Consider the following 21,447-nt stretch of genomic DNA (forward strand, 5'->3'; position numbering starts at 1 on the left):
CTGCTGGAAATCGTGTCGTCGCTGGAGTCGGACTACGATCCGGTCTGGGGGTCGCTGGTCAAACAGACCATCAAGCGCGTCTACCCGAGCTTCAATGAAAGCTACTACGGCTTCAAAAGCTTCACCGATCTGCTCCAGTCGGCAGAAAAGAACGGCCAGATCACCCTCGAATACGACGCCGAACGGGGTAATTACAAGGTGGCCGTCAGCTAACGCTAACGTTGGCCGGCGCGCAAGACGGCCAACAAAAAACCCGGCGTCGTGAAACGACGCCGGGCTAGGCTGGGCTCAAGCGGCCCGAGCCGGCTTACATCGACGATTCGCTGCGATTGGCCTCGCTGTCGTTCATGCTCGAACCCGTGGCGCCTTCGCCGTTCGACATGCCGGCATCGCCGCTGTTGGCGTTCGAATCCATGCCGGCGTCGTCGGCTTCGGCAATACCGATCACGCCACAGGCCTGACGCGAACCGGCGGCGCCGATCGGCGGCTGGCTCGGATCGTTGGCTTTCTCATGGATGATCACGCCGCGGCCGATCAGCGCCTTGGCGCCGGTCAGCGAAGCGCCGTCGAGCATGCCCTCGTCGGAGGCGGTGCCGTCTTCGCCAACGTCGAGATCACCCAGGTCGCCGGTGATGCGGTCGATATCGGCCGGCGGGTTCTTGGAGCTGCCCTGCAGGTTGAAGTGGGTACCGGCAGACTTGCCATCGCCCGACGAGCAATCGCCGTAGAGATGGATATGGTAGCCGTGCTTGCCGGGCTCGAGCCCTTCCGCTTCGGTGGTATAGGCCAGACCGCCGTCCTGCGGGGTGAAGCGGATCGTGGCCGACACGCCGTCGTTGCCCTCGGTGCCGTGCAGTACGGCGACTGCCGCACGCGGCATGTCTTCACTGGCCGTGCTATTGGCGGCGCTGCCATCGGCCGGGCTGTTGCGATGGCCGTCCAGCATCGTGTCGTCGCCCATCTGCGATTCGTTACCCGTCTGGGGCGCGGTCTCGGTGGCGGTGTCGTTGCTGTTCTCGCTGGCCGTATTGGTCTGGGCGTCGGGGCTGGTGTTCGCCGTATCGGCGGCAGCGGCATCGTTGTTCTGATCGTCGTTGTTGCCGCATGCGGTCAGGCTCATGGCCAGCAGCATGGCAGCGGAAACGGAGACTACGGATTTCATCATGGACCGTCCTTTCCTTGGGAATGTCTGGAGTGAGGGGGTGGCGTTCATGTAAGCATGTTCAGCCAAGACTTGCGTGCAGCCGCGCGACGATGGCTTCGGCGTCATGCGCGTCGGTGAACAAATCGGCGTAATGGGCCTGCATCCAGCCGCCCAGCTCGGCGCGGCGGGTGTTCAGCAGATCGGCCAGTGCGGCGATGTTCTCGCCACCGCCGACGGCGGCCTCGCGGCGCAGCGGATCGCGCTGGGAATCCACGAACGCCACGGTTTGTTGGTAGCGCGGCGTGTTCGGCTCGGTGACCGATGCATCAGTGGTGCCACGGCTGCTGGCCAGTACGCCTTTTGCGACCGACCGGGTTACCTCGGCGGCCACGTCGGTCGTGCTGATCGCGGCCGAGCAGCCGCCCAGCAGCGTTGTGGCTGCCAGCAATGCGACAGGCAGCACGTGTTTGCCCCTCGCCGGTGCGCGGTTGAATCTGACAATCAAGGATATCCCCCTTACCGTTATCGTTATGCGGCCACGCTATCGTCTGGGCGTAGCCAGCACAATAGGGGATTGTCGCCAGGCCGGCGCGTGGCGGCGCCCGTGTTCACGGAGTTTGTATGACATGCCAGGTTTTTCGAACGCCCGATGCGCGCTTTTCAAGCCTGTCCGGTTTTGATTACCGGCCCCGCTATGTCGAGGTGGACGGGCTGCGCATGGCATACGTCGAAGCCGGCCCGGCCGCGGCCCGGCCCGTGGTGCTGTTACATGGCGAGCCGAGTTGGTCGTATCTGTATCGCCACATGATCGCGCCGTTGGCGGCCGCCGGTTATCGCGTACTCGCCCCGGACCTGATCGGCTGCGGTCGTTCCGACAAGCCGGGTGCCGTGGCGGACTACAGCTATGCCCGCCATGTCGCCTGGACCTGGGCCTGGTTCGAGCAGCTTGGGCTTGGTGACGTGACCCTGTTCTGCCAGGACTGGGGATCGCTGATCGGCCTCAGGCTGGTCGCCGAGCATGCCGATACGTTCGCGCGGGTTTTCGTCGGCAACGGCTTTCTGCCCACCGGGGACGAAACCATGCCGATGCTGTTCTCGGCCTGGCGTGCCTTCGCGCGTTACAGCCCGGTGTTTCCGGTGGGTGCGATCCTGCAGGCGGGCAGTCGACGCTGGCTGACGCGCGCCGAACGCGCCGCGTACAACGCCCCGTTTCCGGACAAGCGTTATACCGCCGGCATTCGAGCGTTCCCACGGCTCGTGCCGATAACATCCGACGACCCTGCCACGCCGGCCAACCGGGCGGCCTGGCAATCGCTGGCGCGTTTTTCACGCCCGTTTCATACCTGCTTCGCCGACGGCGATCCGGTCACGCGGGGGGCTGATCGCGCGCTGCGCCGGCGCGTGGCGGGCGCGGCCGATGCCGCGCACACCACGATTCGGGGCGCGCGGCACTTTCTTCAGGAAGATCAGGGCGAAGCAATCGCCGAATTCATGCTTGCCCAAATGGGCCCATCGGGTTGCGCCTAGTCGCTATCTTCAGCTGATCTCTTCGTACAGCGCGCGATACTGTTCCGCCGCCCGGCTGCGGGGCGCATAGACGCTGATCGGTGCGCGATGCGCGCCCATCTGTTCGACGTGCGTGCTGTAGTCAATGAACGTCTTCGGCGCTTTTTTCATCGTCGCCGGCGGCGATTCGATCATCTCGCGATGCATCTTGCGGCGACGATCGGCCATGGAGAAGAAGGGGATCACCCGCGTCTTGCCGACCTTTTTATCCTCGACGTGTTCGAGCACCTCGTCGAGCGCGCGCAGCGACAGCGGCGTGGGCACCACCGGCACCAGCACGCGATCGGCCGCGCGCAGCACCGAGGTGGCCAGCGCGCCGATGCCCGGCGGGCAGTCGAGCACGAGCAGCGAATAGCTTTCCGAGAACGGGTCGATCAGGCTTTCCAGCACCTTGCGCGGCTGCTTGGCGGCATGAATCTGGGCATCCCAGTCCCGATAGCCACGATCGCCCGGCAGGATCGCCAGCCGTTCGTAGGCAGTGGGCTTGATATAGCGCCCCAGTGGTTCCTTGCCGGAAACCACCTGCTTGGCCGAAATCTCGGGCGATTCGTCGATGCCGTAATACCAGCTTGCCGCCCCCTGCGGGTCCAGATCCCAGAGCAGCACGTGCTTCCCCGACTGGGCTGCCTCGTAGGCAAGATTGACGGCAGCGGCGGTCTTCCCGACACCGCCTTTAAGGCTGTAGAGCGCGATTGTTTTCATGCGCTGAAGTTTAATCAGAAAACGCGACGCGCATCTATCGTGCGCCGCTGAAAACCGCAAGCGAACGCATTGACCGCTGCGTACGACCGGTTAAGCTCGCCCAATGCGTATAGCCCTGATTGCCGATACCCACGGTCACCTCGACCCCCAAGTGGCCGATGCCGTTCGCGGTGCCGATGTACTGGTCCACGCCGGCGATGTCGGCGACGGCATCGAGGCGGCCATGGCGCCGCTGGCTGCCCGGCTGGTGATCGTGCCCGGTAACAACGACCCGGCCGATGCACCCTGGCCCGAAAGCGAAGTGCTCGACCTGCCCGGCGGTGCGCTTGCCGTCATTCATGGTCACCAGTGGCCGGCAAAAACCCGCCACCGCAAGCTGCGGGAACGTTTTCCCGACGCCCGAGCCATCGTTTGCGGGCACAGCCACCGGCGCCTGGAGGACACCGACCAGACGCCCTGGGTACTCAACCCCGGCGCGGCCGGTCGTTCTCGCGCCTATGGCGGACCCGGCTTAATCGAGCTGATCGCCGAGTCGGATCGCTGGCAGGTGCGGGCCCAGTCGTTCGAGCCGCAGGGCCAGCGCCGAGGCAAGCGCGGCTGAATACCGCTTTTAAGATAATCGGCTCGACGGCAGCGTGGCCGGCGGCCGTCATGGCGATCGACCGGCCCGGCACGCAATGTTGCGTATCAAAGAGCTGGCCTGGGCTTTTCGAGATAGCGCCACGCCAGCCCCGTCGCCCCGTCAGTAGACTTCGTTGGCCCGAATCGGGTCGGGGCCGGCTTCGTCGTCTTGCGAATATTGCGCCTTATTGAAGGCATCGAGCACGAACGCATAGATCATCGCCGTTTCTTCGAGGGCCGTGAAACGCCCGGGCAGGCCGCCGTGGCCGGCGGCCATATGCGTCTTGAGCAGTAGCGGGTTGCTGTCGGTCTTGTGGGCACGCAGCTTGGCGACCCATTTGGCCGGTTCCCAGTAGGTCACCCGCGGGTCGGATACGCCGGCAATGGCGAGAATGGGCGGATAGGCCTGGGCCTGGACGTTCTGATAGGGGCAGTAGCTGCGAATGGTCTCGAAGGCGGCCACGTCGTCGCGCGGGTTGCCCCATTCCGGCCATTCCGGCGGCGTGAGCGGCAGGCTGTCGTCCATCATCGTATTGAGCACGTCGACAAACGGCACGTCGGCGATGGCCGCGCCCCACAGATCGGGCCGCTGGTTGAGCACCGCGCCCACCAGCATGCCGCCCGCGCTGCCGCCGTGTGGCACGAGCCGGCCGGCCGCACTGTAGCCGGTGGCCACCAGATGTTCGGCAACCGCGATGAAATCGCTGAACGTATTGGGCTTGTGCACCAGCTTGCCGTTGGCATACCAGCGATAGCCGCATTCCTTGCCGCCGCGAACGTGGGCGGTGGCATGCACGAAGCCGCGATCGATCAGCGAAAACCGGCTGGAAGAAAACGCCGCGGCTTCGGAAATACCGTAGGCGCCGTAGCCGTGCAGCAGACAGGGGGCGCTGCCGTCGATCGGCGTATCCACGTGGTGAATGAGGGTGACCGGCACCTGGGCCCCGTCGGCTGCGGTGGCATGCAGCCGTCGTACGACATAGGCCCGCGGGTCGAACCCGCTGGGCACCGCGCGCCGCTTGCGCAGCTGGCGCTCGCGGGTGGCCATGTCGTAGTCGTAGGTTTCGTCGGGCGTATTCGGCGCGCTGTAGATGAAGCGCAGCGTGGAGGTGTCGTGCTCGTAGCCCGGCGCGATGCCCAGGCTGTAGGCCTCGGCATCGAAGCGGATGGCATGGTCCTCACCGCTGGTTTTGTCGGTGATGACGATACGCGGCAGGGCGTCGGCGCGTTCCATGCGTACGCGAAACCCGGCGAATTCGACATGATCCAGCAGCAGCCGGCCCGGCACGTGCTCGACGATTGTCTGCCAGTGCTCGCGTGCGGGCGTGGCGATGGGTGTGCGCACCATCTTGAAGTCTTCGGCGCCGTCGGCGTTGGTCATGAGCACGAAGTATTCGCCGTCGTCTTCGACGCTGTATTCCTGGCCCTCGACGCGTTCGGCGATCAGGCGCGGTGCGTCCCAGGGCGTGGCCGAGTCGATGACCCGTGTTTCGCTGGTGGCATGATCGTGGGCGTGGATCAGGATGAAGCGATCGCTCTGGGTGGTATCCACCGATACGAAAAAGCCCGGGTCGGCCTCGGCATAGACCAGCTCCGCGCTTTCCGGCGCATCGCCGAGCGCCAGCCGCCAGACCTTGCAGGGGCGGTGGTTGTCGTCGAGCGTGGTGAAGAACAGGGTGGCGCTGTCGGCGGACCACATCAGGTTGCCGGTGGTGTTGGGAATCGGCGGCTGAACTTCACGCTGGGTTTCGATATCGCGCACGTGCAGCGTAAAGGCTTCCGAGCCGCGTTCGTCCAGGGCAAAGGCCAGCAGGCGATGGTCGCGGCTGTGGTTGACCGCGCCCAGGCTGAAATAGGCCCGGCCTCGAGCCTCGGCGTCGCCGTCGAGCAGGATCTGTTCGTTGTCCAGGCCATCCTCGGGCATGGGGGCATCGGCAGGCCGGTCGTCGTTGCCGGCGCGCGGCGCTCGACAGAAGATCGGGTGCTGGCCGGCCTCGCGAAAACGCACGTAGTAGTACCAGTCGCCGTCCGGGGTGGGCACGCTGGTATCGCGCTCGGCGATTCGAGCCCGCAGTTCCGCGACCAGCCGCTGGCGAAACGACGACAGCGGCGCCATATGCGCATCGGTATAGTCGTTTTCCGCCTGCAGATAGGCCGCGATATCGGCATGCAGCAACGACGGATCATGCATCGCCTCGCGCCAGTGCTCGTCGCGCAGCCAGGCATAGTCGTCTACCAGCGTCACGCCATGACGCTGCTCGCTGACCGGCCGTCGGCGGGCGACCGGGGGCTGACTTGGGCGGGGGCGATCGATGCGTGCGTCGGTCATGCGGCTTGGTTCGAAAATGGCCAACCCGATAACATCGGGCTCGAACGGCACGGAATCAAGCCGGGTTCAGCCGAAGTCGCGCTTGTCGATCAGGCGTACGGCCCGGCGATAGGCCTGTTCGACGGCACGACGATCGAGTTCGCTGGTCATGGCGGCTACTGCGGCCTCGTGCAGGGCATCGGCCTGGTTCTGCATGAGCCGGCGCTGATCGGGGCCACGCAGGAACTCGCCGGCGTCGCCGATGCGGGTCAGCATATGCACGGCCGCGTTGCGGTCGCTGGCGAAATAGGCACGCAGCTGGTCGAAGATGGCGCTTGCCAGCGCTTCAAAATCGAAACCGCGCGCCCACACGCGCAGCTTGTCGTCGCTATCGAAGCCGTGCCGGCTGCAGATATCGTGGCGGGCCACCCGATGCAACGCGCCGCTGAGCCAGTCGAGACAGCCCATGGCGGTATAGGGGTCGTTGATGCCGGGCGACAACGCGCGGGCCGCGATTTCCACCAGTTCGTTGACCAGAAAGAACACGTCCTGGGATTCGGTGCGCTGGCGGCCCCAGGCATAGGCGCCCACCAGCGCATGGCTGATGTCTTCGTCCACGCGTGCGGCCGGCCAGGCCCAAAGCAGGGTCTGCCCGGCGCTCACGAAATCGCCCGGGGCGCGTTCGATGCGCAGCACCAGATCGTGGCGTGCAGCGGTGTTCACCAGCGAGCCGAACACGAGATTCTGGATATAGCCGTCGCCGTTGGCGCGTACTGCCACGGCCTGTTGGTCGAAGTCGGCGGGCAGGTTCGCGGCCGGTTTCTCGCGATCGGCCTCCACGCGGGCCTCGTAGCCGTCGATCGCGCTGTCGAGATCGCGGGCGACATTGGCCACCACGTTGGAGACGTGCAGCGACTCGGTGATGTGGTGGATGAAATAGATCAGCACAGCGAGGCTGGCCACCGCCATGCCCACGGCGAAGGCCAGCGACAGATGCGGCACGAACGCAGCGTTGCTTTCATGACCCGCCTGCACCACGCGTAGCAATAGCAGACAGTAGACGAAGGTGGAAACGAACGTACCCAGGGTGATCTGGTTGCCGCGGTCGTTCATGAAGTTGGTCAGCAGACGCGGGCCGAGCGTGGAGGTCGTATACGACAGGGCCGCGATCGTGATCGAGAAGGTCACGCCCGCCACCCCGATCATCGAGCCGGCCACCGTGGTCAGCAGCCCGCGCGCGCCGTCGGCCTGAATGCTGTAGATCCACGGCATCTGTGCCACCCAGGCATCGCCGATACGCGAGTCGATCGCGGTCAGCACGAACGACAGGATCGCCGCGGCGATCGACATCACGGTCGGGATGAACCAGTAGCTGCCCTTGAGGGTGTTCCAGTATTTGATCAGTTGCGCCATTGGCTTGGCTCGAAGCGCCGGGCTCGGGATGATGGACGAACCATACCGGAATCCAGGAACGACCATGCAGCGAAAGATCCACGGCCTGACCATCGAATGCATCAAGGGCGATATCACCCGGCAGCCGGATATCGGCGTGATCGTCAACGCCGCCAACAAGCAACTCAAGGGCGGCGGCGGTGTGGACGGCGCCATCCATCGCGCGGCCGGGCCGAAACTGGTCGAGGCCAGTCGTGCCCTGGCGCCGATCGAAGCCGGCGAGGCGGTGATCACCCCGGCCTTCGATCTGCCCAACGACCACGTCGTGCATTGCGCCGGCCCCGTCTACAGCAAGAGCCAGCCTGTGGCCGCCCAGCTGGCCAGCTGCTATCGGCTGTCCATGCAGCTCGCCGAGCAGGAAAACGCCGAATCGATCGCCTTTCCGGCCATTTCTGCCGGCATTTACGGCTACCCGCTCGACGAAGCGGCCGATATTGCCGTGAGCACCGTGGCCGACTGCGCGGCACGCGCACAAAGCCTCAAGCGAGTGCGTTTCGTGCTCTTTTCCGACGATGCGCTGGCCGCCTTCGAGCAGGCGCTCGACAGGCGTTGAGCCTGTTCAGCAAGCGCTTTTCTGTGGTGGCCACGAAACCGTCATGAAAACGCCCCGGTGTGGTCATGGAGATGTCACAGCCAACGCCTAGCGTGCGGTGGCAAATGGCCTGTTGCCGTTTGTCATGGGGTTTCGCGAAAGATTGCTTTGGCCGCAACGCCGTGTTGCGACGAAGCCCTCCTGCGCCCGTACCGGGCGTTTCAACGCGATAAACCCGGCGAACGCCAGCCGTGCCGGCGCAGTTGTCTGCGCATGCCAAAACAAGATTGACCACCACCACCGAGGGCGGACCATGAGCGAAGAAATCGAAGACCATCGGCTATTGAACGACAGCGAGAACGAACCGTTCTCCTCCGTGCTGGAACGGCGCGTATCCCGCCGCAGCATCATGCGCGGCGGGCTGAACGTTGCGGCAGTGAGCATGCTCGCCGGCTTCGGCCTGACCGCCTGCAGCGACGACGACAACGACAACCGGTCGGTCAGCGAAGACGATCGCGCCGCGGCCATGATGCTCGCGTTCGAAGCGGTCGCCGGCTCCAAGCAGGACGCCGTGGTCGTACCGAGCGCAAATGCCTCGCAGAAAAATGGAAGTGCGGCGCTGACCGCGGGCACCGCCGCCGCCACGGCGACCAGCGGTTATACCGCCCAGGTGGTCATGCCCTGGGGCACGCCGATCAACAACAACGGGCAGGCCTGGAGCCAGAGCCTGGCGTTCACCCCGGAAATTCAGGCCAACAGCGTGGGCATGCACCACGACGGGATGTATCATTTCCCGATTTCCGATGATACGGCGTCGTCGAACTTCATCATGGCGCTGAACAACGAATACATCGATCAGGGCGCGCTCTGGGCGCCCCAGGGTGGCCCCAGCGAAAATCCGCGCCCGGCAAACGAATCGCGCACTGAAATCAATGCCCACGGCGTAACCGTGGTGGAGCTGCGCCGCGACGAAAACCGCGTCTGGGACGTGGTACGCAACTCGCAGTACAACCGCCGTGTAACCAGCGCCACCCCCTGCGATCTGGAAGGCCCGGTGGCCGGCAGCCAGTATGTCGTGACCGCCTATGACAACACGGGCAGGACTACCCGCGGCACCAACAATAACTGTGCCAACGGCTTTACCCCCTGGGGCACCTATTTGACCTGCGAAGAAAACTGGCCGGCCATCTTCCGCAAGGACAGCGGCCGCGAGGCAGACGACAATCGCCTGGGCATTGGCCAGGGCGGCACCCGGTATGACTGGGAGACCTCGGCCGGGGATGCGACGGAAAACAACGGCGAATTCGCTCGCTTCAACGCCACACCCACGGGCGAAACTGCGTCCGCCGACTATCGCAATGAGCCGCGTACCTTCGGCTATATCGTAGAAATCGACCCCTATGATGCGACTTCGCGGCCGGTCAAGCGCACCGCGCTGGGTCGTTTCCGTCATGAAGGCTGCTGGCCGGGCAAGCTCGTCGAAGGCGAGCCCGTGGTGTTCTACTCCGGCCACGATTCGCGCAACGAATACATCTACAAGTTCGTCTCCGACGCGAAATGGAATCCGGCGGACGCCAACATGGCGGGTGCCACGACCGATCGTCTGGCGATCGGCGCCAAGTATATGAACGAAGGCACGCTTTATGCTGCCAAGTTCAACGCCGATGGCACGGGCGAATGGTTGGAACTCGAGCCGGATACGATCGTGCCGGTCTCTGCCGGTAGCCGCTATGCCGGCCAGACGCTGGCCAGCGCCCTGGGTCTTGAGGCGGGCGATCGTGCCGGCATCATCATCCATACCTGCGACGCGGCTGATCTCATGGGGGCCACGCCCATGGACCGTCCCGAATGGGGCACCGTGGATCCGGTATCGGGCGAGGTCTACATGACCCTGACCAACAATTCGGATCGCCTGCCTGAAGGGCAGCGTGCGACCGTCTCGAACGGTGATTCGATTGAGGAGCCGGGCGCCTCTTACGGTCAGGCGCCGGTCAACGCGGCCAACCCACGTGCTGGCAACAGCGATGGCCAGGTCATTCGCTGGGTCGAGCCGTCGCCGGGCGAAACCACTTTCGACTGGGACGTCTTCGTGTTCGGTAAGGTGCCGACCAGCGACGACCAGAACCTGTCGAGCCTGTCGGAGCAGAATTTCTTCTCCAGCTGCGACGGCCTCTGGTACGACGACCGCGGCGACGGCCAGGGCATTCTCTGGATCGAAACCGACAGCGGTACCCAGTACACCAACGACCAAGTGCTTGCCGTCGTCCCACAGGGGCTGAGCAAGGGCGATAACGCCTCGGTGATTCACGAAGGCAACCAGGCCCAGCTCAAGCGCTTCGCGGTCGGCCCGAACGGCTGTGAAGTCACCGGCATCTTCGCGACGCCCGACAAGACGGCGCTGTTCATCAACATCCAGCACCCCAGCAACTGGCCGATTGATGACAATGGCAGCAATACGCCGGATGCCACGGTCGAACCCACCGGCGATGTGCGCCCGCGTGCGTCGACGGTGGTGATTCAGAAGGCAGACGGCGGTCAGATCGCGGTCTGACGTAACGTCGTTTGTCTGCCGACAAAGGGCCGCCCGCGGGCGGCCTTTTTTTGTCTGCTCCACGTGAAACCGTTATGTGGCCTCGGCCAGACAGGCAGAAAAGGCATCGGCGAGCGGGTTCTGAATACCGCTACGGCGCAGCAGATGAATCTCCGACATGCCCGCATTGCCGGCCAACGGCCGAAAACAGGCCGCATCCCGCGCGGCGTGCACCAGCGGCGCCGGAACCAGCGCGATGCCCATACCTTTTTCCACCATTGTGACTACGGTTTGCCACAGTCGTGCTTCGTGGCGAATCTGCGGACTGAAACCGGCTTCCACGCATAGCGCGACGATGCGGTCGTGATAGTGCGGCGAAACCGCGCGCGGAAACAGGATGAACGGTTCGTCGGCCAGGCACGTCAGTTCGAGGGGGCCAGTGCTGGCAAGCCGGTGGCTACGTGGCAGACAGCACAGAAAGGATTCGCGCAGCAGCAACTGGCTGCGGATCTCGTCGCTGTGGCGAATCCCGTGGGCACAACCCATATCGATACGCTGGCCCAGCAGGGCGGCGGTCTGTTCTTCGCTGTTGAGCTCCTTGAGCACGATATCGATATCGGCATGATCGCGTCCGAAGCGTTCGATCGCCTCTGGCAGGCCGCGAAACAGCATCGAATTGACGAAGCCCACCCGCAGCCGGCCGCTCAGACGCTGGGCCGAGCGGCGTACGAGCTGTTCGGCATCGGCCGCATGGGCGAGCAGATGTTCGGCCTCGGTCAACAACAGCGTGCCGGCATCGGTCAGGGCCACGCGTTTGCTGTTGCGCTCAAGCAGCGTCACGCCTAGCTGTTGCTCGAATTTCTTGATATCGAAACTCAGCGCCGGCTGCGAGATATGCAGCCGGCGGGCGGCACGGCCGAAATGCAGTTCGCGGGCCACGGCCACGAAATAACGCAGTTGTTTGAGATCCATAACAGCGATATTAGCAATAAGCACTGTTTATCGAACAGGACATCAATTGTATTGGACGTCTATCGAAAGCGCGCCCTAGTCTGCAGTCAAGCTCACACGAGAATGCGCCATGTCGACCTCTGCCACCGCGTCGCACGAGACGGTTTCCCAAAGCAACATCCCCGACGCCCGGGGGCTGAGCCTGTTCGAGCGCGATCCGGACCTCGCCCGTGTGCTGCGGGTGTATCTGGGCGATGCAACCTATACGGAACTCGAACCGCAGCTCGTCGATCTGGGGGCGCGCGCGGCAGGTGAACTCGACGATTGGGCCATGGCGGCCGACAAGAACCCGCCGGTGCTCGTGCATCGCAACCGACGCGGCGAAGACGCTCAGTCCATCGAAAAACACCCCAGCTATACCGCGCTCGAAGGCGTGGCCTATGGCGAGCTGGGTCTGGCCGCGCTCAGCCATACCGATGGCAAGCGCCCTTCGCTGATCAAGTATGCGTTGACCTACCTGTTCGTCCAGGCCGAATTCGGCCTTTGCTGCCCGGTGAGCATGACCGATTCGCTCACCCGTACGCTGCGCAAGTTCGGCGGTGCCGCGCTGGTGGACAAATATCTGCCGTATCTGACCGCCCGCGACATGGACACGCTCTATCAGGGTGCGATGTTCATGACCGAACAGGCCGCGGGTTCGGATATTGCGCGTATCACCACCCGTGCGACACGCGGCGACGATGGCGATTGGCGTCTGCGCGGCGACAAGTGGTTCTGCTCGAATGCGGATGCGGATCTGGCCATGGTGCTGGCCCGGGCCGACGACGCCCCCGAGGGCATGGCGGGTATCGGATTGTTTCTATTGCCGAAAACTCGCGACGACGGCACGCGCAACAGCTATCGCATCGTGCGTCTCAAGGACAAGCTGGGCACCCGCTCGATGGCCAGCGGCGAAATCGTGCTCGACGATGCTACGGCGTATCTGATTGGCGATATCGGCCGCGGTTTCCAGCAGATCGCGGACATGATGAACATGTCGCGGCTATCCAACGGCGTGCGCGCGGCGGGCCTGATGCGCCGCGCGCTCTCGGAAGCGCTGCATGTCGCCCGCCATCGGCAGGCCTTCGGCCAACGGCTGATCGACATGCCGCTCATGCAGCGCCAGCTGCTCAAGATCATGCTTCCCGCCGAACAGGCGCGTTCGATGTTCATGCATATCAGCCGGTGCCTGGATAAGGCCGATCACGGCGACGAAACAGCCGCCAGGCTCGTGCGCATTCTCACGCCGTTGATCAAGTTCCGTGCAACCCGGGATTCGCGCAAGGCGATCGGCGATGCCATGGAGGTCCGCGGCGGCGTCGGCTATATCGAGGAATGGCCCGAAGCCAAGCTGCTGCGCGACGCGCATCTGGGCTCGATCTGGGAAGGCACGAGCAATATCGTCGCCCTCGATGTGATGCGCGCGGTGCGCCGCCAGCAAACCCTCGACCCGCTGATCGAATATCTGCACGCGCTGATGGCCGGGGCTGGGATGCCGGAACGCGCGCGCGCGACATTCACGCCGATCATCGATCGCGTGGCCCGTCTCGTGGCCGAGACTGCCGAACAAAAAGACGACGAGATCGTGCGCCAGGTTGCCGGCGCGCTCTACAACCTGTGCAGTGCGGTGTTTCTGGCCTGGGAAGGCGCGCAAGCGGGCGCCGCCCGCCGGCTCGCGCTTGCGCTGCTGGTCGTGCGCTACAAACTGCAGCCGGCCGATCCGCTCGCGCCCATGGCGGCCGGCGCCGATGCCGATATACAGCGCGCGCTGCTCGATGAAACGCCGCTTTCGCTCGACCAGGCGCTCGCGCTGTGCCCGTGAGCAACGCAGGCGAGCAAAGCGAGGCGGCGCGCGATGGCGCGTTGCACGGGCTGAAAGTCGTGGATCTCAGCCGGGTTCTGGGCGGGCCGTTCTGTACCCAGATCCTGGCCGATCACGGCGCCGACGTGATCAAGCTCGAACCCCCGGGCGGGGATGAAACGCGTACCTGGGGGCCGCCCTTCATCGAGGGCGTGGCGGCGTATTTCTCGGGGCTGAATCGCAACAAGCAGGGCGTGGCGATCGATTTGGCGACCGACAACGGCCGCGAGATCCTGTTGGCCCTGCTCGAAGACGCCGACGTGTTCGTCGAGAACTTCAAGCCGGGCACCCTCGAACGCTGGGGCCTGGGCTACGATGACGTGCTTGCCAAGCGCTTTCCCGCGCTCGTGCACTGTGCCATTTCCGGCTTCGGGGCGAGCGGACCGATGGGCGGCCTGCCTGGTTACGACGCGGTGATTCAGGCCATGGGCGGGTTGATGAGCGTCAACGGCGAGGCCGCCGGCGAGCCGCTGCGTGTGGGTGTGCCCATCGTGGACATGGTCACCGGCCTCAACGCTGCGCTCGGCATCCTGATGGCGTTGCACGAACGCCGCGACAGTGGACGCGGGCAGTCGCTGGACGTATCGCTCTACGACTGCGGCGTGTCGGTGCTGCATCCGCATCTGGCCAACTATTTCGCCAATGCGAAGGTGCCGGCGCGCAGTGGCAATGCACATCCGAACATCGCGCCCTACGACACTTACGCCACCGGCGCGGACCCGATCTTTCTGGCGGTAGGCAACAACGGTCAGTTCGCCAGGCTGTGCGAACTGCTCGGCACGCCCGAGCTTGCTAACGATCCGCGTTTTGCCGACAACCGCTGTCGCTGTGCGCACCGCCACGAACTCAAGCAGGCGCTTGAGGCGCGGCTGGCCGCGCATGGCGCCGCCGAACTGGCGCCGCGGCTGATCGGTGCGGGCGTGCCCTGCGGGCCGGTTCAGGACGTGGCGGCGGTGGTGAATCATCCGCATACGCGGCATCGCGAACTGGTCGCCGAGATCGGTGAATATCGCGGCACGGCTTCGCCGATCAAGCTTTCGCGCACGCCCGCGACCTATCGACGGCCGCCGCCGAACCTGGGCGGTGACAGTCGTGCGGTGCTCACGTCGCTGGGTATCGACGAGGCGACCCAGCAGCGGCTCATTGAGGCCGGGGTGGTCAAGATTTAGGTGGGTTCGACTCACCGTCGACGCCATGGCGCCGGACCACGAACCGCGTCGAGGGCGGCGCGACGATAACGATAAAAGCGTGCGCCGGATGAGCGGTGCGCCGATTCGAGAGGAGTGAACGAATGAGCTTCGATTTCAAATGGGATGACGTACTGCATCTCGACGCCCAACTGACCGAAGACGAGCGCATGATTCGCGAAGCCGGTCATGACTATTGCCAGCACAGCCTCATGCCGCGCGTGCTCGAGGCCAACCGCCACGAGATCTTTCATCGCGAGATCATGAACGAGCTCGGTGATCTCGGCATGCTGGGCGCCACCATTCCCGAACAGTACGGCGGCGCCGGCCTGAACCATGTCTGCTACGGCCTGCTGGCGCGCGAAGTTGAATCCGTGGACTCCGGCTATCGCTCGGCGATGAGCGTTCAGTCCTCGCTGGTGATGTTCCCGATCTATACCTTCGGCAGCGAAGCCCTGCGCGAGAAATACCTGCCCAAGCTCGCCGGCGGTGAATGGGTCGGCTGCTTCGGGCTGACCGAACCCGACCATGGCTCCGATCCCGGCTCCATGAGCACCAAGGCCAAGAAGGTCGACGGTGGCTATGTCCTGAACGGCGCCAAGAACTGGATCACGAACTCGCCGATCGCCGACGTGGCGGTTGTATGGGCAAACCTCGACGGCAAGATCAACGGCTTCGTGGTCGAACGTGACTTCGGCGGCATGGAAACGCCCAAGCTGGAAGGCAAGTTCTCGCTGCGGGCCTCGGCCACGGGTCAGATCATGCTCTCCGACTGCTTCGTGCCGGAAGAAAACCGGCTCGACGTGGAAGGCCTTAAAGGCCCGTTCGCCTGTCTGAACAAGGCCCGTTACGGCATTTCCTGGGGCGCGATGGGCGCGGCCGAATTCTGCTGGCATGCCGCACGCAGCTATACGCTCGATCGCAAGCAGTTCAAGCGTCCGCTGGCCGCCACCCAGCTGATCCAGAAAAAGCTTGCCGACATGCAGACCGAGATCACGCTCGGGCTGCAGGGCTGTCTGCGTCTGGGCCGTCTGATGGACGAAGGCAACTGGTCGCCCGAGATGGTGTCGCTGATGAAGCGCAACAACTGTGGCAAGGCGCTGGATATCGCGCGCCAGGCACGCGACATGCACGGCGGTAACGGCATTTCCGACGAATATCACGTGATCCGTCACGTGATGAACCTGGAAGCCGTGAATACCTACGAAGGCACGCACGACGTGCATGCGCTGATTCTGGGCCGCGCCCAGACCGGCATTCAGGCCTTCGGCTGAACGGCCGGGCCGTCGGCGCCGGCCTCGTTTGCGCCGATCGCGACGAACAGAACGTTCGCCGCCCATAAACAATCAGGAGGAGAAATCATCATGTCCATCAGCGTATTGCTACGTTCTGCGATTGCGGGTCTCGGGGTGGCCGCCTGCGGGCTCATGCCGCTTTCGAATGCCGTGGCCGATGACGCGCCGCAGCTGCCGGCGACCATGACCTGGTCGTCCTACGATATCGGTTCGGCCGGCTATGCCGAGGCCTCGGCGATTGCCGATGCCTTTGGCAAGGACTATGGCACCCGGATTCGTATTCAGCCTTCCGGCTCCGCCGTGGGTCGGCTCGAGCCGTTGTTGCGCGGCCGGGCCCAGGTCGGTTTTCTGGCCACGGAAACGTTTTTCGCCTCCGAGGGCGTGGCCGATTTCGCCGCCCGACGCTGGGGCCCGCAAAATCTGCGCGTAATCGCCGGGCGTCCGTCCTCGTTCGGCGTGTTCACCGCGCGCGATGCCGGTATCGAAACCCTGCAACAGCTCAAGGGCCAGCGCGTGGCCTATACCGCCGGTAACCCGTCGACCAATCTCAAATGCGATGCGTTTCTGGCCTTTGCCGGGCTGACCCGCGACGATGTCGACGCGATCATGTTCCCGACCTATAGCGCGACGATGAGTTCGCTCGCCCAGGGCAAGGCGGACGCGGCCTGTACCACGCCCACCACCAGCCAGACCTACGAACTCGCCGAATCGCCGCGCGGTATCCGCTGGTTGGAACTGTCGCCCGATAACGAAGCCGGTTGGGCGCGGCTGCAGAAGGTCGCACCGTTCTTTCAGCCTTACCAGGAAACCATCGGCGGCGGCATCGGCAAGGAGCACCCCGTCGATATTCTGGCCTATCGCTATCCGATGATGGTGGTGCCCGCGGATGCCGATGAGGATTTCGTCTACAACTATCTCAAGGCGCTGGATCAGGCCTTTCCCGAATACAAGAATGCCACCGCGGCGATGAAACGCTGGGCGCTGGATCGCGCCGGCACGCCGCCCATCGATGTGCCGTTTCATCCGGGCGCGATCCGGTATCTCAAGGAAAAAGGCATTTGGACCGACGAGATGCAGCAATGGAACGACCAACGCCTGGCGCGCCTGAAAGCGCTGCGCGCAGCCTGGAAGGAGGCCGTGGCCGAGGGCCAGGGGCAAAGCGACGCGGCGTTTGAAAAGCTCTGGCAGGCTCGGCGCGAACAGGCCATCGAGGGCTTGTAGTCTCGTCGCAGCCCGGCCTCAGTACAGATGACAGCGCGCGCTGTGGTCGGTACCGAACGCGCGGGCCTGTGGCGACTCGCGTTTGCAGCGATCCATGACGTGCGCACAACGCGGATGGAACCGACAGCCAGGCGGCGGATTGGCGGGCGAAGGCAGATTGCCCGCCAGATGGATGCGTTCGCCGCGATGGCGGTTGTCGACGCGCGGCATGGCCGACAGCAGGGCCTGTGTGTACGGGTGCTTGGGCGCTGAGAGCAACTCGGCGGCCGGGCCGCGTTCGACGATTTCGCCGAGATACATCACCGCGATGTCATCGGCCAGATAGCTCACCACCGCCATGTCGTGGGTAATGAACAGATAGGCGAGATTGCGCTCGGCCTGCAGGCGTTTGAGCAGGTTGAGCACCTGCGCCTGAACGGATACATCCAGCGCGCTGGTCGGCTCGTCGCAGATCAGCAGGTCCGGTTCGAGCGCCAGCGCCCGGGCGATACAGATACGCTGGCGCTGTCCGCCCGAGAATTCGTGCGGATAGCGATCGAGCGCCGCGGCCGGCAGGCCGACGTCGGCCAGCAGCTCGCTGGCAATACGGCGTCGATCGGCGCTGTTCTGGCCGATCTTCTGGGCAACGAGCCCTTCGGCGATGATCTCGCCGACCAGCATGCGCGGGTTCATGGCCGAGAACGGATCCTGAAAGATCATCTGCAGATGCCGGCGCGCAGCGCGCAGCCGCCTGCCGGACAGGGCCGCCAGATCGTCGCCGCCGAAGCGTAGCGTGCCGGCGGTCGGTTCGATCAGCCGGGCGAGTGCACGCCCGAGGGTCGTCTTGCCACAGCCGGATTCGCCGACCAGGGCCAGCGTGCGCCCGCGTTTCACGTCTAGCGATATGCCGTCGACCGCGCGCACATGGCCGACGGTGCGTTTGAATACGCCTTGGGTGATCGGAAAATGCACGGCCACATCGCGGGCTTCGAGCAGCGTTTCGGGTTCTGCGTCGCCCTTGGCCTCCTCGGCCGTGGTATCGGCTACGGCAGGCGCGGCCGGTAAGGGTTCACCGCGATAGTTTGAATCGTAGAGATGGCAGCGAACCCGCGCGCCGGCATCGGTCTGCCAGGAGGGCGCGCTGGTACGGCAGGCCGCCCAGGCGTATTCGCAGCGATCGGCAAACCGACAGGCCGGCAGATCGGATGTGAGCGGCGGCACGGTGCCCGGGATGGCGGCGAGTGGGCGCCCGCGCTGGGCCGCACCGGGCAGCGAGGCAAACAGTTTGCGCGTGTAGGGGTGGCGCGGCGCGGCGAACAGCGTCTCGCGCTCGGCAAGCTCCACGATATGCCCGGCATACATCACCGCCACACGATCGGCCACCTCGTTGACCACGGCCAGATCGTGGGTGATCAGCAGCAACGCCATGCCGCGTTCGCGCTGCAGGCGGCCGAGCAGCGCCAGAATCTGAGCCTGAATGGTCACATCGAGCGCGGTCGTGGGTTCGTCGGCGATGAGCACATCCGGCTCGCCGGCGAGTGCGATGGCGATCACCACGCGCTGCTTGAGCCCGCCCGAGAGCTCGTGCGGATAGGCATCCCAGCGTGCCGCCGGGTCCGGCATGCCGACTTCCTCGAGCAGGGCCAGGCCGCGTTCGCGTCGCGCCCTGCCGCGCAAGCCGGCATGGGTGGCCAGCGCCTCGCCAATCTGCTGGCCGACGGTGAGCACCGGGTTGAGCGCGCTCATCGGTTCCTGAAACACCATGCCGATACGCGCGCCGCGGCGTTCGCGCATGGCCGCTTCCGACAGGCTCAGCAGATCCTCGCCGCCCAGGCGTACCGTACCGTCCAGCAGGCGGGTGTTGGTCTTGGGCGTCAGCCCCATCAGCGATAGCGCCGTCATCGACTTGCCGCAGCCGGATTCGCCCAGCAGGGCCAGGGTTTCGCCGGGTGCGATGGCAAAGCTCACGGCATCGACCGCACGCAGTACGCCGGCCGGCGTGTCCAGATGGGTACGCAGCGCCTCGACTTCGAGCAGCGGGGGATTGGATGTCATTCGCTGAGTAAATCATCGGCGGTGGAAAAACGAAACCGCCAGCACCTGTGCGCGCCCTGCCACATATCAATCCGGCACCGCGACAGCTGACCACGTCAGCTGTTTTCAACGCCATCGAAAGAAACGCCGGCCCCGGCCCGTCGTGTCCGCCAGTGGCTTCACCACCGTTGGCTGTGGCGCCCACGCGTTCGTACGCGCGCGTCATCAACCGGGGGAATCGTCCATCGACTTAACCGGTTTGGGCAGGGTCAATTACCTGCGGCCGCCGCCAGGGCGTCAGTAATCGCTTCGCATGATCTCGCGCACTGCGGATTTGAGACGCCGCGCGGCACGGCGGCCTTTGAGTTGGCGCGTACCGGTCGAGGACGGGATCACGCGTTCGCCGGCGTCGTCGATATCGAAGTCGCGTACCGCGCCGATGAAACGTTCATTGGGGCCGTAATTCAAAACGGCCGTAATCGTGAACCCTTGTATGGCCGCCGAGGCCGGGCTCGAGTCTTGGGCCGTGCCCCAATCCGCATCGAAAGCGCTGGCCTGGAGCAGATCGCTGAAGCGACCGAGGTTGATATGGGTATTGGCCGGCAGGGGGCCGAGTATGCCGGTGCGCATATCCCCGCCGCAGGCTTGCTCGTCGCTTGCTGGCCGGTAGGCGTTGACGGTACCCCGTGCCTGGCCGTCGGCGGTCTGCATATCGATGAACACCGAGCGCAGATAGGCGGATTCGAGCCCCATGTTGGCCAGATAGCAGCGCGAGTGCAGGCTCTGGCCATCAGCCTGCTTCAGGAACAGGCGCGGCAGCTGACTGCGATACAGTCCCTTGGCCAGCAGCTGGCCGTAAACGGTCCATACCACGAGCGTGGCCGCTGTCACGCACAGGGTGAGCACCTGGCCATGGGTGCTGATGAAATCCCACATGTTCGCTGGCTCGATACGATTTTAAACGGCCACCCTACAGGTCATGGGCCAGCACCAGGCGCTACCCAAACAGTCAGGGCAGCTCCCCATAGACGAAAAAGTGATTTGTATTTCAATTAATATTCTTTTTTGTCGAGGCTCGGTCCGGATAGAGTTCGCATCCTGATCCCATCGTCCGGCGTTTCGGGTGCAAAAACTTATATTGTTCGGTATTGCGGGTTTCGTTGCGCAACTCGTCGACGGCTCGCTCGGCATGGGCTATGGGCTGACGTCGTCGACCATGCTGATCGCGCTCGGTATCAGCCCGGCGGTGGCTTCGGCGTCGATTCATTTTGCCGAGATCGCGACCACGGCCGCCTCCGGCACGGCCCATTACCGGTTTGGCAACGTCGATGTTGCCCTGCTCAAGCGCATGGTGGTGCCGGGCGCGATCGGCGCCTTCGTCGGTGCGCTGTTTCTGGGCTCGATATCGGGCGATCTGATCAAGCCGTTCGTATCCGCCTTTTTGTTGTTGCTGGGCGTCTATGTGACGGCATCGGTGGTGCTGGGCCTGCGCAAAACGCGCGAGAAGAGGTTGCTATCGCACTGGAAGACCGTGCCGCTGTCGATCGTGGCCGGTTTTTTCGACAGCGTGGGCGGCGGTGGTTGGGGCCCGATCGCCACGCCCACGCTCATGGCCCATGCCGGTATGGAACCGCGGCGGGTGGTCGGCACCGTCGATGCCAGCGAGTTCGCGGTCACCCTGGCCGGCTCGCTGGGCTTTCTGGCCGTGCTCGGCCTGCATGGCATCAACTGGTCGTGGGTGGCGATCTTTGCCTTAAGCGGGCTGATCGCGGCGCCCATCGCCGCCGCACTCGTACGCCATCTGCCCGCTCAGGTGCTGGCGGCGATCGTCGGCGGGGCGATCATTCTCACCAATGGACGTACCGTGCTGGCCTCGCTCGGCGTCGATACGGCGCTGGTGAATTCGCTGCTGCTGGGTGGCCTCGTGCTGTGGGCCGCGCTCGTGGCCTATGTCGTACGCCAGCATCGCCGTGCAACAACCCTCGCCGAGGCGGCTGGCTGAGCGGCAGCCGCGGGCAATAGCTC

The 21,447-nt window shown here is 64.6% G+C and carries 18 protein-coding genes; 10 read left to right on the forward strand and 8 right to left on the reverse strand.

Going from position 1 to position 21,447, the window contains the following annotated elements; genetic code table 11:
- A partial coding sequence (locus CMN27_RS06135) for an OST-HTH/LOTUS domain-containing protein (protein ID WP_293624880.1) occupies positions 1-213 on the forward strand: 213 nt, incomplete at its 5' end.
- 94 nt (positions 214-307) lie between these two features.
- On the opposite strand, the gene CMN27_RS06140 is transcribed toward CMN27_RS06135, so the two are convergent.
- Positions 308-1,165 carry a superoxide dismutase family protein gene (locus tag CMN27_RS06140; protein WP_293624881.1) on the reverse strand — a complete coding sequence of 286 codons (858 nt, stop codon included), beginning with the start codon at positions 1,163-1,165 and terminating at the stop codon, positions 308-310.
- 58 nt (positions 1,166-1,223) lie between these two features.
- Positions 1,224-1,607 carry a DUF3015 family protein gene (locus CMN27_RS06145; RefSeq protein WP_293624882.1) on the reverse strand — a complete coding sequence of 128 codons (384 nt, stop codon included), beginning with the start codon at positions 1,605-1,607 and terminating at the stop codon, positions 1,224-1,226.
- Positions 1,608-1,765: 158 nt separating this feature from the next.
- Between CMN27_RS06145 and CMN27_RS06150 the strand changes: the two genes are divergently transcribed.
- Positions 1,766-2,671 carry a haloalkane dehalogenase gene (locus tag CMN27_RS06150; RefSeq protein WP_293624883.1) on the forward strand — a complete coding sequence of 302 codons (906 nt, stop codon included), beginning with the start codon at positions 1,766-1,768 and terminating at the stop codon, positions 2,669-2,671.
- 9 nt (positions 2,672-2,680) lie between these two features.
- Here CMN27_RS06150 and CMN27_RS06155 read toward each other — a convergent pair whose 3' ends face one another.
- Positions 2,681-3,412: a ParA family protein gene (locus CMN27_RS06155; protein WP_293624884.1), complete on the reverse strand. Its 732-nt coding sequence runs from the start codon at positions 3,410-3,412 to the stop codon at positions 2,681-2,683.
- 103 nt (positions 3,413-3,515) lie between these two features.
- Here CMN27_RS06155 and CMN27_RS06160 point away from each other — a divergent pair, with 103 nt between their 5' ends.
- A complete protein-coding gene (locus tag CMN27_RS06160) occupies positions 3,516-4,013 on the forward strand; it encodes a metallophosphoesterase family protein (RefSeq protein WP_293624885.1) in 498 nt (165 codons plus the stop codon).
- Positions 4,014-4,154: 141 nt separating this feature from the next.
- On the opposite strand, the gene CMN27_RS06165 is transcribed toward CMN27_RS06160, so the two are convergent.
- Together CMN27_RS06165 and CMN27_RS06170 are read right to left on the reverse strand one after the other, a co-directional pair.
- Positions 4,155-6,362, reverse strand: coding sequence for a S9 family peptidase (locus CMN27_RS06165; RefSeq protein ID WP_293624886.1), 2,208 nt, complete (start codon positions 6,360-6,362; stop codon positions 4,155-4,157).
- Positions 6,363-6,428: 66 nt separating this feature from the next.
- Positions 6,429-7,754, reverse strand: coding sequence for a DUF2254 domain-containing protein (locus CMN27_RS06170; RefSeq protein ID WP_293624887.1), 1,326 nt, complete (start codon positions 7,752-7,754; stop codon positions 6,429-6,431).
- 64 nt (positions 7,755-7,818) lie between these two features.
- On the opposite strand from CMN27_RS06170, the gene CMN27_RS06175 reads away from it, so the two are divergent.
- Both CMN27_RS06175 and CMN27_RS06180 read left to right on the forward strand, forming a co-directional pair.
- On the forward strand, positions 7,819-8,346 hold the full coding sequence (locus CMN27_RS06175) for an O-acetyl-ADP-ribose deacetylase (RefSeq protein ID WP_293624888.1): 528 nt from the start codon (positions 7,819-7,821) through the stop codon (positions 8,344-8,346).
- 292 nt (positions 8,347-8,638) lie between these two features.
- Positions 8,639-10,876, forward strand: a complete 2,238-nt coding sequence (locus CMN27_RS06180; RefSeq protein WP_293624889.1) for a PhoX family phosphatase — start codon at positions 8,639-8,641, stop codon at positions 10,874-10,876.
- 72 nt (positions 10,877-10,948) lie between these two features.
- On the opposite strand, the gene CMN27_RS06185 is transcribed toward CMN27_RS06180, so the two are convergent.
- Entirely contained in the window at positions 10,949-11,827 is an 879-nt protein-coding gene (locus CMN27_RS06185) for a LysR family transcriptional regulator (RefSeq protein WP_293624890.1), read from the reverse strand.
- A 109-nt stretch (positions 11,828-11,936) separates the two neighbouring features.
- Between CMN27_RS06185 and CMN27_RS06190 the strand changes: the two genes are divergently transcribed.
- The 4 genes from CMN27_RS06190 (at position 11,937) to CMN27_RS06205 (ending at position 17,409) form a co-directional block, all read left to right on the forward strand.
- Complete coding sequence (locus CMN27_RS06190) at positions 11,937-13,667, forward strand: acyl-CoA dehydrogenase family protein (RefSeq protein ID WP_293624891.1); 1,731 nt, start codon at positions 11,937-11,939, stop codon at positions 13,665-13,667.
- Positions 13,658-14,875, forward strand: a complete 1,218-nt coding sequence (locus CMN27_RS06195) for a CaiB/BaiF CoA-transferase family protein (protein WP_293624892.1) — start codon at positions 13,658-13,660, stop codon at positions 14,873-14,875. Before CMN27_RS06190 ends, CMN27_RS06195 begins: the two co-directional genes overlap by 10 nt.
- Positions 14,876-14,997: 122 nt before the next feature.
- Positions 14,998-16,167: an acyl-CoA dehydrogenase gene (locus tag CMN27_RS06200; RefSeq protein ID WP_293624893.1), complete on the forward strand. Its 1,170-nt coding sequence runs from the start codon at positions 14,998-15,000 to the stop codon at positions 16,165-16,167.
- Positions 16,168-16,257: 90 nt separating this feature from the next.
- A complete protein-coding gene (locus tag CMN27_RS06205; RefSeq protein WP_293624894.1) occupies positions 16,258-17,409 on the forward strand; it encodes a TAXI family TRAP transporter solute-binding subunit in 1,152 nt (383 codons plus the stop codon).
- A gap of 18 nt (positions 17,410-17,427) precedes the next feature.
- On the opposite strand, the gene CMN27_RS06210 is transcribed toward CMN27_RS06205, so the two are convergent.
- Complete coding sequence (locus tag CMN27_RS06210; protein WP_293624895.1) at positions 17,428-19,443, reverse strand: dipeptide ABC transporter ATP-binding protein; 2,016 nt, start codon at positions 19,441-19,443, stop codon at positions 17,428-17,430.
- A 276-nt stretch (positions 19,444-19,719) separates the two neighbouring features.
- A complete protein-coding gene (locus tag CMN27_RS06215) occupies positions 19,720-20,358 on the reverse strand; it encodes a hypothetical protein (protein WP_293624896.1) in 639 nt (212 codons plus the stop codon).
- Between the two features lie 187 nt (positions 20,359-20,545).
- Here CMN27_RS06215 and CMN27_RS06220 point away from each other — a divergent pair, with 187 nt between their 5' ends.
- A complete protein-coding gene (locus CMN27_RS06220; protein WP_293624897.1) occupies positions 20,546-21,424 on the forward strand; it encodes a sulfite exporter TauE/SafE family protein in 879 nt (292 codons plus the stop codon).
- The last annotated feature ends 23 nt before the right edge of the window (positions 21,425-21,447 follow it).

Source organism: Salinisphaera sp. (genome assembly GCF_002729955.1).
In the GTDB taxonomy this organism is placed as follows: Bacteria; Pseudomonadota; Gammaproteobacteria; order Nevskiales; family Salinisphaeraceae; genus Salinisphaera.

Coding starts and splice junctions, on each gene's coding strand:
- CMN27_RS06140 (WP_293624881.1), bottom strand. CDS start 1,165: ATGATGAAATCCGTAGTCTCCGTTTCCGCTGCCATGCTGCTGGCCATG.
- CMN27_RS06150 (WP_293624883.1), top strand. CDS start 1,766: ATGACATGCCAGGTTTTTCGAACGCCCGATGCGCGCTTTTCAAGCCTG.
- CMN27_RS06155 (WP_293624884.1), bottom strand. CDS start 3,412: ATGAAAACAATCGCGCTCTACAGCCTTAAAGGCGGTGTCGGGAAGACC.
- CMN27_RS06160 (WP_293624885.1), top strand. CDS start 3,516: ATGCGTATAGCCCTGATTGCCGATACCCACGGTCACCTCGACCCCCAA.
- CMN27_RS06165 (WP_293624886.1), bottom strand. CDS start 6,362: ATGACCGACGCACGCATCGATCGCCCCCGCCCAAGTCAGCCCCCGGTC.
- CMN27_RS06170 (WP_293624887.1), bottom strand. CDS start 7,754: ATGGCGCAACTGATCAAATACTGGAACACCCTCAAGGGCAGCTACTGG.
- CMN27_RS06175 (WP_293624888.1), top strand. CDS start 7,819: ATGCAGCGAAAGATCCACGGCCTGACCATCGAATGCATCAAGGGCGAT.
- CMN27_RS06180 (WP_293624889.1), top strand. CDS start 8,639: ATGAGCGAAGAAATCGAAGACCATCGGCTATTGAACGACAGCGAGAAC.
- CMN27_RS06185 (WP_293624890.1), bottom strand. CDS start 11,827: ATGGATCTCAAACAACTGCGTTATTTCGTGGCCGTGGCCCGCGAACTG.
- CMN27_RS06190 (WP_293624891.1), top strand. CDS start 11,937: ATGTCGACCTCTGCCACCGCGTCGCACGAGACGGTTTCCCAAAGCAAC.
- CMN27_RS06200 (WP_293624893.1), top strand. CDS start 14,998: ATGAGCTTCGATTTCAAATGGGATGACGTACTGCATCTCGACGCCCAA.
- CMN27_RS06205 (WP_293624894.1), top strand. CDS start 16,258: ATGTCCATCAGCGTATTGCTACGTTCTGCGATTGCGGGTCTCGGGGTG.
- CMN27_RS06210 (WP_293624895.1), bottom strand. CDS start 19,443: ATGACATCCAATCCCCCGCTGCTCGAAGTCGAGGCGCTGCGTACCCAT.
- CMN27_RS06215 (WP_293624896.1), bottom strand. CDS start 20,358: ATGTGGGATTTCATCAGCACCCATGGCCAGGTGCTCACCCTGTGCGTG.